Raw genomic sequence first — 14,391 nt, forward strand, 5'->3', positions numbered from 1 at the left:
TCCACCCGCGGAGAGTTCGATGACCAGCCCTGAGGATGCCGCGAGCATCGCCGACGTCGTGAGCGACGCGTCCGGCGAGAAGCTCGCCGCCGCACGCCCCCTGGGCAGCGGCGCTCCGGTGCTGGCCTTCGACGTGGGCGGCACCGACATCAAATCGGCGCTGTTCGACGCAGACGGCACGGCGCTCGGCCTTCGTCGCACGCCGACCCCCGTGGCCGACGGCGACCGCACCGAGGTGCTGATCGAGCGACTCGGGGTGCTCGCCGCCGAGCTGCGGGCAGACCACCCGGACGTCGTTCCGCAGGCCGCAGGGCTCGTGGTGCCGGGGATCGTCGACGCGGAGGCCGGGCTCGGCGTCTTCGCGAGCAACCTCGGCTGGCACGATTCTCCGCTGCGCGATCTCGCCTCGGCGAAGCTCGGCCTGCCCGTCGCCTTCGATCACGACGTGCGGGCGGCGAGCTGGGCCGAGCATCGTCTCGGTGGAGCGCGCGCGTACTCGAACTCGGTGGTGCTCGTGATCGGCACCGGCATCGCGGGTGCACTGCTCGTGGGTGGAGAGCCCTACACCGCGGGCGGCTATGCGGGTGAGATCGGCCACTCGCCGATCGCCGATGGACCGGTGTGCGCGTGCGGTGCGAGGGGCTGCCTCGAGGCGGTCGCGTCGGCAGGTGCCATCGCTCGTCGCTACCGCGATGCGACCGGCATCAACCCCGATGGCGCGAAGGACGTGATCGCCCGTGCCGCGGCCGGCGACCGCGTCGCATCCGAGATCTGGAACTCGGCGCTCGACGCCCTCACCCTGTCGCTCGCCCAGCTCACCGCCGTCGTCGCCCCCGAGGCCATCGTGATCGGCGGCGGACTCTCGCGCGCCGGTGGGGCGCTCTTCGACGAGCTGCGTGCCCGGCTCGCCGAACGCCTGAGCTTCCATCGACTTCCCGAGCTCGTACCGGCCGAGCTGTCGGGCAACGCCGGCATCCTGGGCGCGGCGCTGCGCGCGAGGGAGCTCGCATGATCCTCACCGTCACTCCGAACCCGGCCCTCGACCTCACCTGGCACGTCGACCGACTGACCCTCGGCGAGACGCACAGAGCGGATGCCGGCGCCGTGCGCGCCGGCGGCAAGGGCCTCAACGTCGCCAGGGTCGCGCACGCGCAGGGCGCCTCGGTGCTCGCGGTGTCGACGGCCGGAGGTCGCAGCGGCGTCGAGCTCGCCGCCGAGCTCGGAGCGAGTGGGGTGCGCCACCGGCTCGTGCCTGTGGTGGGACCGACTCGGCAGAGCATCGCCCTGGTCGACGAGGCGCTCGGAGACACGACGATCGTCAACGAACGGGGCGTGAACCCGTCCGATCCCGAGTGGGCGGCGCTGCTCGGCGAGGTCGTCGACGCCCTCCCCGGCGCACAGGTGCTGGTCATCTCGGGCAGCCTTCCGCCCGGGGCACCTGAGACGCTCCTTCCGCTGCTCATCGGCACGGCGCGAGACGCGGGTGTGCCGGTGATCGTCGACACCTCGGGTCCGGCTCTTCTGCACGCGGCGGATGCCCGAGCATCCGTCCTCAAGCCCAACGCCGCCGAGCTCATCGAGGCGACCGGCATCACCGACCCGGTCGAGGGCGCACGCTCGCTGATCGAGCGGGGCGTCGACCTCGTACTGCTGTCGCTCGGTGCCGACGGAATGCTCGCGGTCACGGCATCCGAGGTGCTGCACGCTCGTCTCGACGCTCCGCTCGCGGGCAACCCCACCGGCGCCGGTGATGCCGGAGTGGCCGCGTGCGCGGTGCTCTATGCCGACGGCATCCGTGATCCGGAGACGATCCTGCGTCGCGCGACCGCCTGGTCGGCTGCCGCCGTGCTCATGCCGCTCGCCGGCGAGATCTCCGACGACTGGCCGGCGCTCGAGCAGCGCCTGGTCGTCGCCCCCTATGACCCCATCGTTCGAGAGGACCCTCTGTGACCCTGGTCTCCGCCCGCGAACTGGTGACGGATGCCGCGGCACGCGGCACCGGCATAGGCGCGTTCAACGTGATCCACCTCGAGACGGCCGAGGGACTCGTGCGCGCCTCGGAGGCAGCGCGCCTGCCCGTGATCCTGCAGATCTCGCAGAACTGCGCCGACTATCACGGGGGTCTCGAGCCGATCGCGCTGGCGACTCTCGCGGTGGCGAGACGCGCGCAGACGCCGGTCGCGGTGCACCTCGATCACGCCGAGCGCCCCGAGCTCGTCGATGAGGCGATCGCCCTCGGATTCGGCTCGGTCATGTTCGACGGCGGAGCGCTGCCCTACGACGACAACGTGGCCATCACCGCGGCCGTCGCCGAGCGAGCGCATGCGGCAGGCGTCTACATCGAGGGCGAGCTGGGCGAGGTCGGCGGCAAGGACGGAGCCCACGCACCCGGTGTGCGCACCGACCCCGATGAGGCCCGCGCATTCGTGGCGGCGACCGGCGTCGACGCGCTCGCCGTGGCGGTCGGCTCGTCGCATGCGATGACCGATCGCACGGCGTCCCTCGACCTCGAGCTGATCGGACGACTGAGCGAGGCGCTCGAGCGCAGCGGTCGTGACGAGCAGACCGTGCCGCTCGTGCTGCACGGATCCTCGGGCGTCGCGGATGCCGTGATCGCCGACGCCGTGCGCGCGGGCATGACCAAGATCAACGTCTCGACGCATCTGAACGGCTTCTTCACCCGGGCGATCCGCTCGACGCTCGACGCCGATGAGAAGCTCGTCGACTCGCGCAAGTTCCTCTCGCCGGCGCGCGAGGCGCTCGCAGGCGAAGCCGCGCGGATGCTGCGCCTGTTCGCCCTCGAGTCCGCCGGAGTTGCGGGGCGACCAGCGTGAACACGGGCAGGATGGTGACATGAAGCGCGCCGCCCGCCTGAATGCGATCCTCGACCTGCTGGCCGAGGACGGCGAGGTGAACGTCGACGAGCTCGTCGAGCGCTTCGGCGCCTCGGCCGCCACCACCCGTCGCGATCTCGACTCGCTCGCCGAGCAGCGTCTGCTCACCCGCACGCACGGCGGGGCTGTCGCGCACTCGGTCGCCTACGAGCTGCCGATCCGCTACAAGAGCCACCAGCGCGCGCACGAGAAGGAGAGCATCGCCCTGGCGGCCGCCGCGCTCGTCGCACCGGGCATGGTCGTCGGCCTGTCGGGCGGAACCACGACCACGGCCATCGCCGCAGCGCTCGCCGCTCGCGACGATCTCGCGGCGGGGCCCGGCATCACGGTCGTCACCAATGCCGTGAACATCGCCGCCCAGCTCGCGACCCGGCCTGACATCAAGGTCGTCGTCACCGGCGGGGTGATCCACTCGCGCAGTTATGAGCTGGTGGGCCCGTTCGTCGAGCAGCTGCTGAGGGGGGTGCGGCTCGACATCGCCTTCATCGGAGTCAACGGCATGGATGCGGCGGCCGGCGCCACCACGCAGGACGAGCGCGAAGCCGCAGTGAACCGCATGATGGCCGAGCGAGCCCGCCGCGCTGTGGTCGTCACCGACAGCAGCAAGATCGGCACGGTGGCGTTCGCGGCCGTCGGCGGCTCGGAGCTGTTCCCCGTTCTCCTGACCGACGACGGAGCGGATGCCGCGACCCTGGCTGCGTTCCGCGACGCGGGCTACGAGGTCCTGACGGCCTGACCTGGCGGCTGCCCGTAACCTTGGCACGCGGACACGAGCCTGACAAGCCGAGAACCGTGCGGACTCCTGGTGGGGGTGCCGCGACCCCTCTCGCGGCACCCCCGGAGTAGATGGTGACCTGTCGTTCCCTCACACTCCCCAGTGCACGAGGGTTTCCCCAGTTCGACTGCGCCTCCCTCGCGCTTCGTTTCCGAAGCCCTTCGCCGGCACCTTCTGGAGATAAGGAGCGGGCCACCGATGTTCTGATACATCGAGTGGAGAAAAGATTCAGAGACCGCTTCCGTGGCACTGGAACGGTGCACGGAGTCCGGTGGATTCGGCTGCGGCCGCCAGCGCGACGGCCGGGGGCGCACCGGCCGCCAACTCGACGTGCACGGCGCCGAGCAGCTCGCAGGCGATGTCGTCTGCCACCACCACCGGTGCGGCGATGACGCAGCCGGTGCCGGCGTGCAGCCAGACCCTCGTCATGCCCAATGCCTCCTCGCCCCAGCGCACCGACGAGCGGCCCAGCTCGCAGGCCGAGAGCACCACGGTGGCCGGCGCCCGCGAGATCAGGTCGACGTCGTAGCCGAACAGTGTGCCGTCGTGGAGCTCGAACCCCGAGAACAGCGGGTTGTCGACCGCGTGACGACCGTGGGCGGCGATGTGCAGCACGTCGACCTGCTCGGCGAGCTCGGTGACGGCCGACACCCGCGCGCGCTCACCGGTCAGCATCCGCGCGTCGCGCCACGCTCCGGCGGCGCGGCGCACCTCCTCTTCGGCGCGCGCGACCCGAGGGCCGGTCGCGAACCCTGCCGTCGGGGCCGGTGTGGAGGCCCCGTCCGTGCGTGAAGGCGCCATCTGCGAGGCGTCCGCCAGGCGAGATGTCGACGTGGAATCGGGACGTCGAGGCGACTCGCCGAGCCAGCGCGACACCGAGGTCGCGATCGTGAACGGCGTTCCGCGCATGCCGGGGAGCATCGCCCAGGGGATGCCGCCGAGGATGCCGGGAACCGTCAGCGTGAGACGGGCAGCCCCTCCCGCCGCCGCGCGGGCAGGCGCGAGGAGGGCCTCGTCGAGTCGGCGCAGCCTCTCGTCGAGAGACCGCTGAACGACCGGCGCCATCGGCCCGCCATGGGTGAGCGCTGCGACGTCGAGGTCGGCGCGGAGACCGTCGAGCGCAGCCTCGATGCGCGGCAGCGACAGCTCGACGATCGACGACGCGGATGCCGTCACCACGACGCAGAGCAGTTCGTCACGCGAGAAGACGTACGCGAGGATCGCCGTGTCATCGTCGAGCCGGGCCCTGGTCTCGCGCAGCCCGAGGCGTTCGTGGCTTCCGCCGACTCCGGTCGACGACCACTGCCGGTCGCGAACCCGATCCCGCAGCTCGCGCACCCGGGCATCGGTCGTCCAGTCCGACCCCGCGAGGTCGGCGCGCAGCATGCGCAGTTCGGCCAGGTCGGCCGACAGCTCCTCGTCGTGCGGTGGGCGAACGGGAGCGACCTGCTGGCTCAGATGCCTGGCGCGCTCCGACCACTCGAACAGCACCTCGGGGTCGCGTGATCGTGCGGCAGCGGCGAGTCCGGTGAACATCAGCTCGGTGCCGTGCATCGCGACGGACGCCTGCAGGTCGAGCGCGCCGAACGACTGCTGCCACGCGGTGAGCAGATCGAGGCCGGCGGCGGCGGCACGGCGGGCATCGGCATCCTTGCCTGCAGACGCCGCGCGCACCGCACGGACCTCGTGCTCGCGCAGGCGCAGGGGAGTCGGGGCATCGCGGGTGAGCCGTGGCAGTCGCCCTCCGTCAGCGAGGCGTGCCGTGAGAGACAGGGCAGTGGCCTCGGTGCGGAATCCTCCGCGGGCGAGCGCTGCGGCGGTGCGCGCGAAGTCCTCGCCGTTCGGCGTGGCCTTCGGGTGAGCGAGCAGTCGGGCTTCCAGTCGCACCGCCTCGGCACGCGCTGCCCAGCTCTCGCTTCCCAGCGCGGCGAAGCGGCGGGATGCGGTCGCGGCGGCACGCTCGGCAGAGGCGGCGTCATGCCGTAGCAGCGACCGGGCGAGGTGGAACTCGGCCTCGCCGCGCGCCTGTCGCATCCGCTGTGCTCCGAACCGCACCGCGACCGTGCCGAGGAGTTCCTCGGCCTCTGTGGTGAGACCGGCGTCGCGCAGCACTTCGGCGCGGTCGAGGTCGCTGATCGCTGCGGCGAGGTCGCTCGTGGCGGCGAGGATCGGCCGCGATCGGGTCATCAGCCCGAGCGCTGTGACGAGGTCGCCTCCGAGCAGCGCGGCGTAGCCGAGGTTGTGGCGGGCTTCGGCGAGCGGTGCGTCTGCCCCGTGGGCCTCATAGGCGGCGATGGCTCGCTGCAGGTCGGCCGAGCAGTCGTCGAGTCGGTGCCGCTGCATGCTGACGATCGACCGGCTCATCAGGCAGTTCGCGCTCTCGATCGAGCCCTCGTCGAGGCCGTCGATCGCCTTCGTGAGAAAGAGGTCGGCCTCATCGAGGCGTCCGCCGTGCATGAGCAGGGTGCCCAACTGCCCGTTCGCGAGGGCGACAGTCTCTTCGCTCAGCCCCGGTCGAGACAGCGCTGCGCGCGACAGGCGCTCGGCCTCCGCCGGCTGGCCCGTCTGGGCGAGGACGTAGGCCATGGTCCCGTCGATGCGCGCGCGCAGATCGGCGTCGTCGGTGCGCGCGGACGCGGTCGTCAGCGCACGCCGCGCCTGCGCGAACCGTCGGGAGTTGGCTGCGTCGACGCCGCGCTGATGCAGCTCGGCAGCAGACAGTGGCACTTCACCAGAATGGCGGTATGTCGCGTCTCAGGGAAGGCTTGCGGCCGCATCCGGCTTTCTGAGTCCGGGTGGCTGGCCGATGCACGGATGGCCGCCGAACCGGCCCTGTGCGGGCAGCCATCCGGGGGATCCTCAGCCGAACGGCCCGGCTACCCGCCCGTCACCGGCGACGGCAGCGTCTTCAGCACCGCGGCTACGGCCTTGGCCGCGGCATCCGCAGTGACGCCCTGTGCGGGCACCGAACCCAGCTGAGCGGCGATGCGCCCTGCGACGTACGGCGCCGCGAACGACGTGCCGCTCCAGATCGAGAAGCCCCCGCGGTAGTCGTCGGGGTCGATCGTCTCTCGGCGCAGGCCGTCGACATCTGCCCTGGTGGTCGCCTGCTCGCCACCGACGAAGGCGGGTGACGTGCTGACCACAGCGGCCCCGGGCGCGTACACCTGCACCCACGGGCCGACGTTCGAGAACAGCGCGACCGACCTGCCCGACGGGTTGAGGGCTCCGACCGACACGTGGGGCGCGTCATCATCGCGACGGATGCCGTTGTCGGCTCCGGGCCACGGCCAGAGGGAGGCCGGGAACGACGGCCGGTCGATGGCGTCGTTGCCCGCCGAGCAGACCACCACGCACCCGAGCTCCCGCGCCTTCGTCAACAGGGCGTGCAGCGTCCTGCTGAAGAGGCCATCCGTCGGCGTCTCGTGGTAATACCCGAGAGACAGGTTGAGGATGTCGATCGGATGCCCCGTCGAGGGGTCCTCGCGGTGTCGCCGCAGCAGTTCGACGACCTGGGCGACCGTGGTCAGGAAGGTGCTCTCGTCGATCACGCCGAGCGCGCCGGCCATGCGGATCGAGAGGATGTCGGCATCCGGTGCCGTCTGGCGGATGATTCCCGCGATGAACGTGCCGTGCCCGGCGACCGCGTCGATCTCGCCGTCGAGCTGCCCGTAGAGGTCGGGATAGCGCTCGGGGTCGGCGTCGTCGGTGAGGCCGATCGGCACGCCGTCGATCTCGATGTGCCGGGTGACGATGTCGTCCGGCAGCCAGTCGTGCACGCCGCATCCGGTGTCGAGCACCGCCACCACGGGGCGGCGGCCGCGCTTCGGGGTGGCGGTGCGTCGCGGTGCCGGCCCGAGCCAGGTCACCGGTTGGCGCGCGCCGCGCCCCGGCTCGAGGTAGTCATCGCTGCCGCCGGCGCCTCCGCCCGCGCCGCGCACCGGGTTGGTGCGGCTGAACGGGTTGGTGCGGCTGAAGGGATTCGTGCGGCTGAACGGATTGAGGCCGACAGGGTCGATCGACAGCACGTGCTCGAGGCTGGTCCTCGGCATCGGCGTGCCGGAGCTGCGGCGGGCGCGCTGCAGGACGCGCCAGGCGTCGGGCGGCACCGGAGACTCGCCGCGGGTCGGCTCGTCGGGGGTGGTGAGGCGGGCGCGGACGAAGCCGGGCACCCCGGGAACCAGCGGACCGGCGGCGCGGACAGCATCCGGCGATTCGATCTCGAGGTTCCAGCCGAACGACCCGGCCGCTTCGCGCAGCTCGTGGATCTCCTGGTCGTATTCCTCCTGGCCGTTCTCCTGATCCTGCGTGATCAGCAGACGCTCCTGCAGGTAGGCCGTGGGAAACGCCCTGACGCCGTCGACGGGCTCGACCGACGGATCGAGTGCCGTGCCGCGTCTGATCGATCCCTCAGCTCTGTCCTGCCAGCTCCACCCCTTGGGCTGCTCCATCGTCGGTCCTCTCCTCGCGGGCGGACCCGCGTCCTGTGCGGGCGGACCCGCGTCCTGTGCGGGCGGACCCGCGTCCTGTGCGGGATCACCCGCAGTGTGTGCGGGATGCCCCGCGTCCCGTGAGGAGGATCCTGCGAGGTGCGGGAGTCGCCCAGCGGTGGTCTGCGCGGGTCACCCCGCATCGTGCGCGGGTCGCCCCGCGGTGGATCACAACTCGAACTGCGGGGTCGACACGATTCGTTCCTGATCGCCGACCGTGGTGCTGAGACGCACGAGAGTCAGTCCGTCCGGGACGTCGTCGAACACGAAGCGACCTGTGTCGTTGGCCGTCGTCGTGCGGATGCGCTCGCCCTGCGCGAGTTCGATCCCACCCGATGTCGAGTCGACCCAGCCGTCGACGCGGTGTGCGCCGGTCGCGGTGCGGGTGACGTGGAGCAGGATGCTGGTGGTGCCGTCGCTGAACTGCAGGGTCAAAGCGTCGGCGTCGCCGCGCACGGCACCGAGCGGTTCGTCGACGAGGGTGAGCAGCGCGTACTCCTCCGACAGGCCCTCGGCCGCTACGGCCGCGATCATGCGATCGATCAGGGCGGCGGGCATCGGGTCGACGTCGCGCCAGAGTGAACGCAGCTGCGCGAACAGCTCGGCATCTTCGTGGTTGTCGCCGCCGTTGGCGCCATCGTTCTCGCTCATGGGCCGCCCTCCGTTCGTGGTGTCGGTGCGTCGAGCAGGTCGCGCAGCTTCGCGAGGCAACGCTGGCGGGTGGGGCCGATGCTGCCGACCGGCATCGCGAGGTCGGCGGCGAGGCGGGCGTAGTCGGGTCGGTCCTCGAAGGCGATCACCCTCAGCAGGCGCTGGCACCGGTCGGCGAGGCGATGCACCGCAGCCCACAGCCGGCGATTCTCCTCTCCGACAGTGGCGTGATGCTCGGCCGACTGCTGCTCAGGAAGCAGCGCGTCGAGAGCATCCGACTCCGTGGTGTCGACCCTGTTGTGCGCTTTGCCGGCCCGCCAGGCCTCGCGGCGTGCGGTGGTGGTGAGCCAGGCTGAGACCGCCTTCGGATCGGTGATGGCGCGGTGCCCCCGAACCAGTTGCAGCCACGTCGTCTGGATGACGTCTTCAGCGAGGGTGCGCTCGAGCCCATAGGCCCGCACGACATGCCAGAGCACAGGAGTCATCAGCCGCACGAGGTCGTCCATCGCGCGGCTGTCGCCGTCTCGCCAAGCGTCGAAGAACTCGGCGGCTCGCCTCCAGCGAGCCGCACCGTCGTCCGGTGCAGGATCGAGGCCGGCGCCGTCGGGTGCCCCGTCGATCATGAGTCCCATTGTGATCACACCAGTCAGGAGCACGGCAAGAGCCTGCTGATACATGGACTCGGTATTTTTTCCGAGGCGTTAGCGTGGGGAGGTGATCGCTCTCGCTGTCGTCCTGTTCCTCAACGCCGCCTTCAACGTGCTGGTGTGGCCCCGTTTCTACAAGCGCGTCGCGACGGACCCCCGGGCTCGGGATGCCGACGGCAAGGCGACGACGTTCTTGAAGGTACATGCCGTGCTGATCGCGATCGCCCTGGTGCTCGCACTGATCTCGGTGATCGTCGGCATCGCGGGGCTCGCCGGAGCGCTCTGAGGGTCAGCGCCCTGGTCAGCCCGAAGGCGGTCAGGAGCGGGTGACCGGCTGCTGCAGCTCGGTGATCCAGTCGACCTGATCTTCGGATTCCGACCGCAGATAGACCTCTCGGCACGCACCGACGGCGGTGACGCCGCCGTTGCTGATCGCCTCGTTCAGCGCATGCCAGCTGTCGTCGATGGTCGCCATGGTGCCGAGGTGCGTGGCGGTGAACGCGGACTCGACGGCCGGCAGCTCGATGATGACGAGCCCGTCGACGGCGGGGCCGTCATAGACGAAGCCGACCGTGATGCGCACGCCGTGCTTGTTCATGTCGTACTCGGCGATCGGGAGCCCCGGCGTAGCCCCCGCATCACTCAGGGCGTCGGCGACCTGGTCGAACAGAGGGCCCACGACGGCCGCGACCTCGGGCTGCGAGGCGACGGTCTCGGTCAGTGCCGCGAGGCGGACGTAGGGGAGTGGCTTCTCGGTGATCTGCATGGCGGACATCGTCGTCTCCTCAGTTCGTGTGCGTGCCAGGGCGTGTGCGCGTGCCGCCGATCCTACGCAGAGGCGCCGACATCGGCCAGCGTGGTGTGGCGGACCAGAAATGGTGGACGTAGGGTGAGGACGCCGGGGGGGCGCTGGCCCCGCGATGGAGCTGGGGGGCCTGATGCGAAGTGCGACGAGTGAGAATGGGGCGGGGCGCCGGGATTCTCGGGAGAGCCGAGGGTCGTTGCCCAATCGGACGCTGCTGTGGGGAGGGGCGCTGTTGCTCGCTGCCGCTCTGAGTCAGGCAGCCCATTTCGCGGTCTACCCGCTGTTGCCCTGGCAGTATCGAGTCACCTACCTTCCCGGTGCACTCATACCGAGCCTCGTGCTTGCGGCTCTGATCGTGTTCGCGGTGGGGGTGCGCGGCGGCGGCAGCGTGGTGGGCAAGAGCATCGTGGGCAGGATCGCCCTGATCGGCTTCGGTATCTGCCACGCGTACGCCGGGTGGTTCGACTTTCTGCGGCTCCCACTCTCCGAACCTCTTGCGTACGGTTTGATCGTGGCGCCTGTCCTGGGCTCAGGGCTCCTGATCGTCTCCGTGATCGTCATCGCATGGCGGGGAGCTCTGCCCGGCCTGTGGCGCTATGTTCCGGCGCTCATCGCAGCGGCTCTCTTCGCACGGTTCTGGCACGCACTCACTGTCAGCCAAGACGTCATCACCTTCATCAGCATCGATGCTTCCGTGATCATCGCCCAGCTTCTGCTCGGGAGCCTGTCGCTGTTCCTTTCATTGCGTGTCGCGAAGCTCGAGAACTCCCGATCGTCGACGTGAACCACCGCGAGAGCCGACGACGCGGCAGGCGGCGCGAACGTACGGCTCAGGCGTTCTCGTACTGCTTCGCGTGCTCGGCCCAGCGCGCCTCGACCGGCAGGGCGCGCAGCGCGCGGTTGCCGAGCGCGAGGGCGACGGCGACGATGCAGAGCGCCGCGCACACGAGGATCGTCCATTCGCGGCCGATCCAGGTGAGGCCGAAGCCCGCGATCAGCGGCGCGAGCGGCAGCGCGCCCATGCCGAGAACGCCCGCGGCACTGTTCGCCCGTCCGAGCAGCTGTGTCGGCGTCGCGACCATGAAGTAGCCCATCATCCCCGCGTTGAGGGCGGGAAGCAGCAGCACCGAGGCGCCGAGCACGACGACGATCGCCCACGGTTCGGTGACCGTCGAGAGCAGGATCGAGCCGATCGCGCCCCCGGAGAGACCCGCGATGGCGAGGACTCCCGTGCGGATGCGCGGGACGAGCATCGGGGCGACGATCGCCCCGACGAGCATGACCGCACCCACGCCAGCGCCCAGCGAGCCGATCAGGAGCTCGGAGTAGCCGGCCTGCTGGAGTGCGTACATGACAGTCGTGATCGCGGCGTTGAAGCCGAGGTTGATGATCGTGATGATGAGGAGCACGCCGCCCAGGTCTGGTCGGGAGAACAACCAGGCGAAGCCCTCGCGGAGCTCTGCCCATGCGCTGGTCTTGCCTCGCGCACCGGCATCCGATGCGGTGTCTGGGGGGAGGCCCAGACCGTCTGCCGGATCCGCGGCGAGCCCCGCGGCGATACGCCCGTCGCTGTTCGGATGCTCTCCGGACGGCCGCTCGGCATCTGCATCGGCCTCCGCCCCCGTGTCGGTGATTCCGGCGCGGCGCGTCGCTCGCTGCAGCATCCATGCCGTCACCGCGGCGACGGCGTGGCAGAGAGTCATGACGGCGCCGACCAGCCAGCCGCCCACGCCGAGAAGCAGTCCGCCCAGAGGGCCGCCGGCCAGCTGCAGCGCGGCATCCCGCCCCTGGTTCGCCGCCTGAGCCCTGCCCATCGCGTCGTCGGGCACGATCTCCTTGATCGCGCTCTCACCGGCGACGTCGAAGAGACCGCTGCGCGCGGCCAGCAGCACGTTCGCCGCGAGCAGGGTGCCGAAGGTGAGAGCATCGGCGAGAGCCAGCAGTGTGAAACCCCCCGCCAGCAGGATGCCGATCAGCGAGCCGATGAGCATGAGGACGATGCGCCGGTGCCGATCGGCCAGGATGCCGCCGGCGAGCGTGAGGATCAGGCGCGCGACCATGCCCGCACCGCCGATGATTCCCGCTTGAGCGGGGTCATCGGTGACCACCAGGGCGAGCAGGGGGATCGCGAAGGCGAACAGCGTCGCCGCGAGACCCTTGCTCGTGTCGCTCACGAGCCAGGTCAGATACCGGGCGTTCCGCCAGAGCCGGTGTGGTGCGGTCACGGTCGTCGTCATGCTCTAGAGAGTAGTTCCGCAAGAAGACTTGCGCAACTACTCTTGCGCAATGACTCGTGCGAGTAGGATCTGAGCATGGGCGACGGCATTCACGGTGAAGATCCCGTATGGATGACGACGGCCATGCTCAAGGCCTACACGCATCCACTGCGGCGAAAGATCCTTCGCCTGCTCGCCCGACGCCACCACATGCGCGCGGCCGACATCGCCGCCGAGCTCGAGGTCGCCGCGAACAGCGTCAGCTTCCACCTGCGCACCCTCGCTGATGCGGGCCTCATCGTCGAGGCTCCGGAGCACGCGCGAGATCGTCGAGACCGCGTCTGGGCGCCGGTGAAGGGTGCGATGAGCGTGGGCGACCCCGACCACCCGGTGGCCGACGAGGAGCTCGGCGACGCCGTCGTGCGAGCCGTGGCCACCGAGCACCAGGACCTTCTCCAGCGTGTGATCGCGTGGTCGCCCGAGTACTACGGAGGTCGAGCCTCGGGCATCCACGCCGTGTTCCAGCAGCGGACCACCCGGCTCACCGAGGCCGAGTTCACGGCGGTCATGGAGATCTTCGACAAGGCGGTGGCCGAGGCTGAAGCCGCGCATGACGATGACGATCCTGAAGGCCGCTTCTGGCAGATCGATCTCGTCGCCGCCGACGACACGATCTGACCGCTACGCGCCCTCCGGCTCCGTCGCGGCCTCGTCCTCCGCTGTCTCTTCCGGCTCCCGATGGCCGCTGAGGATGAGGATGCGGCGCAGCTGCATGGCCGCGAGCACGCCGGGGCCCATCGAGCGCCGCACATCGATCGTGCGGTCGTCGACGGTCGCGAGCAGCAGCCTGATCGCACGGGCCGCCTCCCCGCGAGCGCGGTGATCTGCGGGCGTGAGCGGATCCTGCTGCACGATGACCTCGGCGACGGCGTGGCACGCGGCCGAGAGCGGTTCGGGCAGCGCCGCATCCAGTTCGAGCGCGCCAGGGCGATCCCAGATGGTGTCGGCGACCTCGTCGGAGATGTCGCGGATCAGGTGGGCGATGCGATCGAGTCGCGCGAGTTCGGCGTGGATGTGCTGCGTCTCTCCGCGGCGCCCGAACGCACGTGGGTTGCCTCGCCGGCTGTCGTCGGCGTCAGACAGCGCGGTGCGAAGCTCTGACGTCGTGTCGGCGAGCGATGACGCATCGTCGGCCCACTTCTCGTGCTCCGGGGGCCAGGATTCCGAGACGGCCGATCCGATGTCGTGCAGGTGCTCGCTCAGCTGCGTGCGGAAGGCGTCGACCTTGGCCGCGGCGGCGAGAGTGAGCGGCGCGGGGGCGATCACCAGGTTCACGATGAGACCGACGACCACTCCGACCCCCATCTGCACGAGGTAGCCGAGCGAGTACTCGTCGGCGTTCTGGCCGCCGACGATCAGCACGAACAGCGCGGCCATCGGCACGTACTCTCGGCCGACGCCGAACCAGCCGGTGCCCGAGACCAGCACGCCGACGCCGACCACGGCCGGGATCGACCACCACGTCGGCCCGACGGTCAGCACGACGATCGCGGCGAGTCCGATGCCGGTGGCGAGTCCGAGCAGGGTCTGCAGGCCCGATCGCACCGACCCCATCAGCGTCGGGTACATGGTGACGAGCGCGCCGAGCGGCGCGTAGTACGGGTACTCGTCGGTGACTCCGGGCGTGTGAGGGGCGATCAGCCACGCGAGTCCGACCGCCAGTGCGGTCTTGGTGACGAGCAGCAGCCGGGCGGGGTCGACCGCCTCGCGCAGCGAGCGCACGATGCCAGGGCGGCGCGCGCGCACTCGTGTTCTGATGTTCGTCACGGCATCCTCTCGTCATCCTCCCCGAAGGGATGACGCTAGCCGTTCGGCATCCGTCCTCGCACCTGGTTGCATCTGGCGGTGAGGGC

Annotated in this window: 14 protein-coding genes; 7 read left to right on the forward strand and 7 right to left on the reverse strand. The window is 70.5% G+C overall.

Annotated elements, in window-relative coordinates; translation table 11 throughout:
• Positions 1 to 19: 19 nt before the first annotated feature.
• The 4 genes from AC04ME_RS01815 to AC04ME_RS01830 are packed head-to-tail and all read left to right on the forward strand — an operon-like array spanning position 20 to position 3,630.
• Complete coding sequence (locus tag AC04ME_RS01815) at positions 20 to 1,012, forward strand: ROK family protein (protein WP_475433265.1); 993 nt, start codon at positions 20 to 22, stop codon at positions 1,010 to 1,012.
• Positions 1,009 to 1,950 carry a 1-phosphofructokinase family hexose kinase gene (locus AC04ME_RS01820; RefSeq protein ID WP_475433267.1) on the forward strand — a complete coding sequence of 314 codons (942 nt, stop codon included), beginning with the start codon at positions 1,009 to 1,011 and terminating at the stop codon, positions 1,948 to 1,950. The genes AC04ME_RS01815 and AC04ME_RS01820 overlap by 4 nt, the downstream gene beginning before the upstream one ends.
• The gene (locus AC04ME_RS01825) at positions 1,947 to 2,834 is read left to right on the forward strand and encodes a class II fructose-bisphosphate aldolase (RefSeq protein ID WP_475433269.1); all 888 of its coding nucleotides are present in this window, start codon (positions 1,947 to 1,949) and stop codon (positions 2,832 to 2,834) included. The genes AC04ME_RS01820 and AC04ME_RS01825 overlap by 4 nt, the downstream gene beginning before the upstream one ends.
• 19 nt (positions 2,835 to 2,853) lie before the next feature.
• Positions 2,854 to 3,630: a DeoR/GlpR family DNA-binding transcription regulator gene (locus tag AC04ME_RS01830; protein WP_056375170.1), complete on the forward strand. Its 777-nt coding sequence runs from the start codon at positions 2,854 to 2,856 to the stop codon at positions 3,628 to 3,630.
• Positions 3,631 to 3,897: 267 nt separating this feature from the next.
• On the opposite strand, the gene AC04ME_RS01835 is transcribed toward AC04ME_RS01830, so the two are convergent.
• The 4 genes from AC04ME_RS01835 to AC04ME_RS01850 all read right to left on the reverse strand — a co-directional run bounded on the left by AC04ME_RS01835 (position 3,898) and on the right by AC04ME_RS01850 (position 9,433).
• Positions 3,898 to 6,396 (reverse strand): CHAT domain-containing protein, encoded by a 2,499-nt coding sequence (locus AC04ME_RS01835; protein WP_475433270.1) that lies wholly within the window; start codon positions 6,394 to 6,396, stop codon positions 3,898 to 3,900.
• A 149-nt stretch (positions 6,397 to 6,545) separates the two neighbouring features.
• Positions 6,546 to 8,120: a S8 family peptidase gene (locus tag AC04ME_RS01840; protein WP_475433272.1), complete on the reverse strand. Its 1,575-nt coding sequence runs from the start codon at positions 8,118 to 8,120 to the stop codon at positions 6,546 to 6,548.
• Positions 8,121 to 8,327: 207 nt separating this feature from the next.
• On the reverse strand, positions 8,328 to 8,810 hold the full coding sequence (locus AC04ME_RS01845; RefSeq protein WP_042541211.1) for a hypothetical protein: 483 nt from the start codon (positions 8,808 to 8,810) through the stop codon (positions 8,328 to 8,330).
• The gene (locus tag AC04ME_RS01850; protein ID WP_231567584.1) at positions 8,807 to 9,433 is read right to left on the reverse strand and encodes an RNA polymerase sigma factor; all 627 of its coding nucleotides are present in this window, start codon (positions 9,431 to 9,433) and stop codon (positions 8,807 to 8,809) included. Before AC04ME_RS01850 ends, AC04ME_RS01845 begins: the two co-directional genes overlap by 4 nt.
• A 91-nt stretch (positions 9,434 to 9,524) precedes the next feature.
• Between AC04ME_RS01850 and AC04ME_RS01855 the strand changes: the two genes are divergently transcribed.
• The gene (locus AC04ME_RS01855; RefSeq protein WP_042541213.1) at positions 9,525 to 9,743 is read left to right on the forward strand and encodes an SCO4848 family membrane protein; all 219 of its coding nucleotides are present in this window, start codon (positions 9,525 to 9,527) and stop codon (positions 9,741 to 9,743) included.
• Between the two features lie 30 nt (positions 9,744 to 9,773).
• On the opposite strand, the gene AC04ME_RS01860 is transcribed toward AC04ME_RS01855, so the two are convergent.
• Complete coding sequence (locus tag AC04ME_RS01860) at positions 9,774 to 10,232, reverse strand: GyrI-like domain-containing protein (RefSeq protein ID WP_475433275.1); 459 nt, start codon at positions 10,230 to 10,232, stop codon at positions 9,774 to 9,776.
• Positions 10,233 to 10,458: 226 nt separating this feature from the next.
• Between AC04ME_RS01860 and AC04ME_RS01865 the strand changes: the two genes are divergently transcribed.
• Entirely contained in the window at positions 10,459 to 11,046 is a 588-nt protein-coding gene (locus tag AC04ME_RS01865) for a hypothetical protein (protein WP_156145931.1), read from the forward strand.
• A gap of 46 nt (positions 11,047 to 11,092) precedes the next feature.
• On the opposite strand, the gene AC04ME_RS01870 is transcribed toward AC04ME_RS01865, so the two are convergent.
• The gene (locus tag AC04ME_RS01870; protein ID WP_475433277.1) at positions 11,093 to 12,499 is read right to left on the reverse strand and encodes an MFS transporter; all 1,407 of its coding nucleotides are present in this window, start codon (positions 12,497 to 12,499) and stop codon (positions 11,093 to 11,095) included.
• Between the two features lie 75 nt (positions 12,500 to 12,574).
• On the opposite strand from AC04ME_RS01870, the gene AC04ME_RS01875 reads away from it, so the two are divergent.
• Positions 12,575 to 13,156 (forward strand): helix-turn-helix domain-containing protein, encoded by a 582-nt coding sequence (locus AC04ME_RS01875; protein WP_052492972.1) that lies wholly within the window; start codon positions 12,575 to 12,577, stop codon positions 13,154 to 13,156.
• 3 nt (positions 13,157 to 13,159) lie between these two features.
• On the opposite strand, the gene AC04ME_RS01880 is transcribed toward AC04ME_RS01875, so the two are convergent.
• Positions 13,160 to 14,305 (reverse strand): FUSC family protein, encoded by a 1,146-nt coding sequence (locus AC04ME_RS01880; RefSeq protein ID WP_475433280.1) that lies wholly within the window; start codon positions 14,303 to 14,305, stop codon positions 13,160 to 13,162.
• Positions 14,306 to 14,391 lie beyond the last annotated feature (86 nt).

Source organism: Microbacterium sp. LjRoot205, from assembly GCF_056175745.1.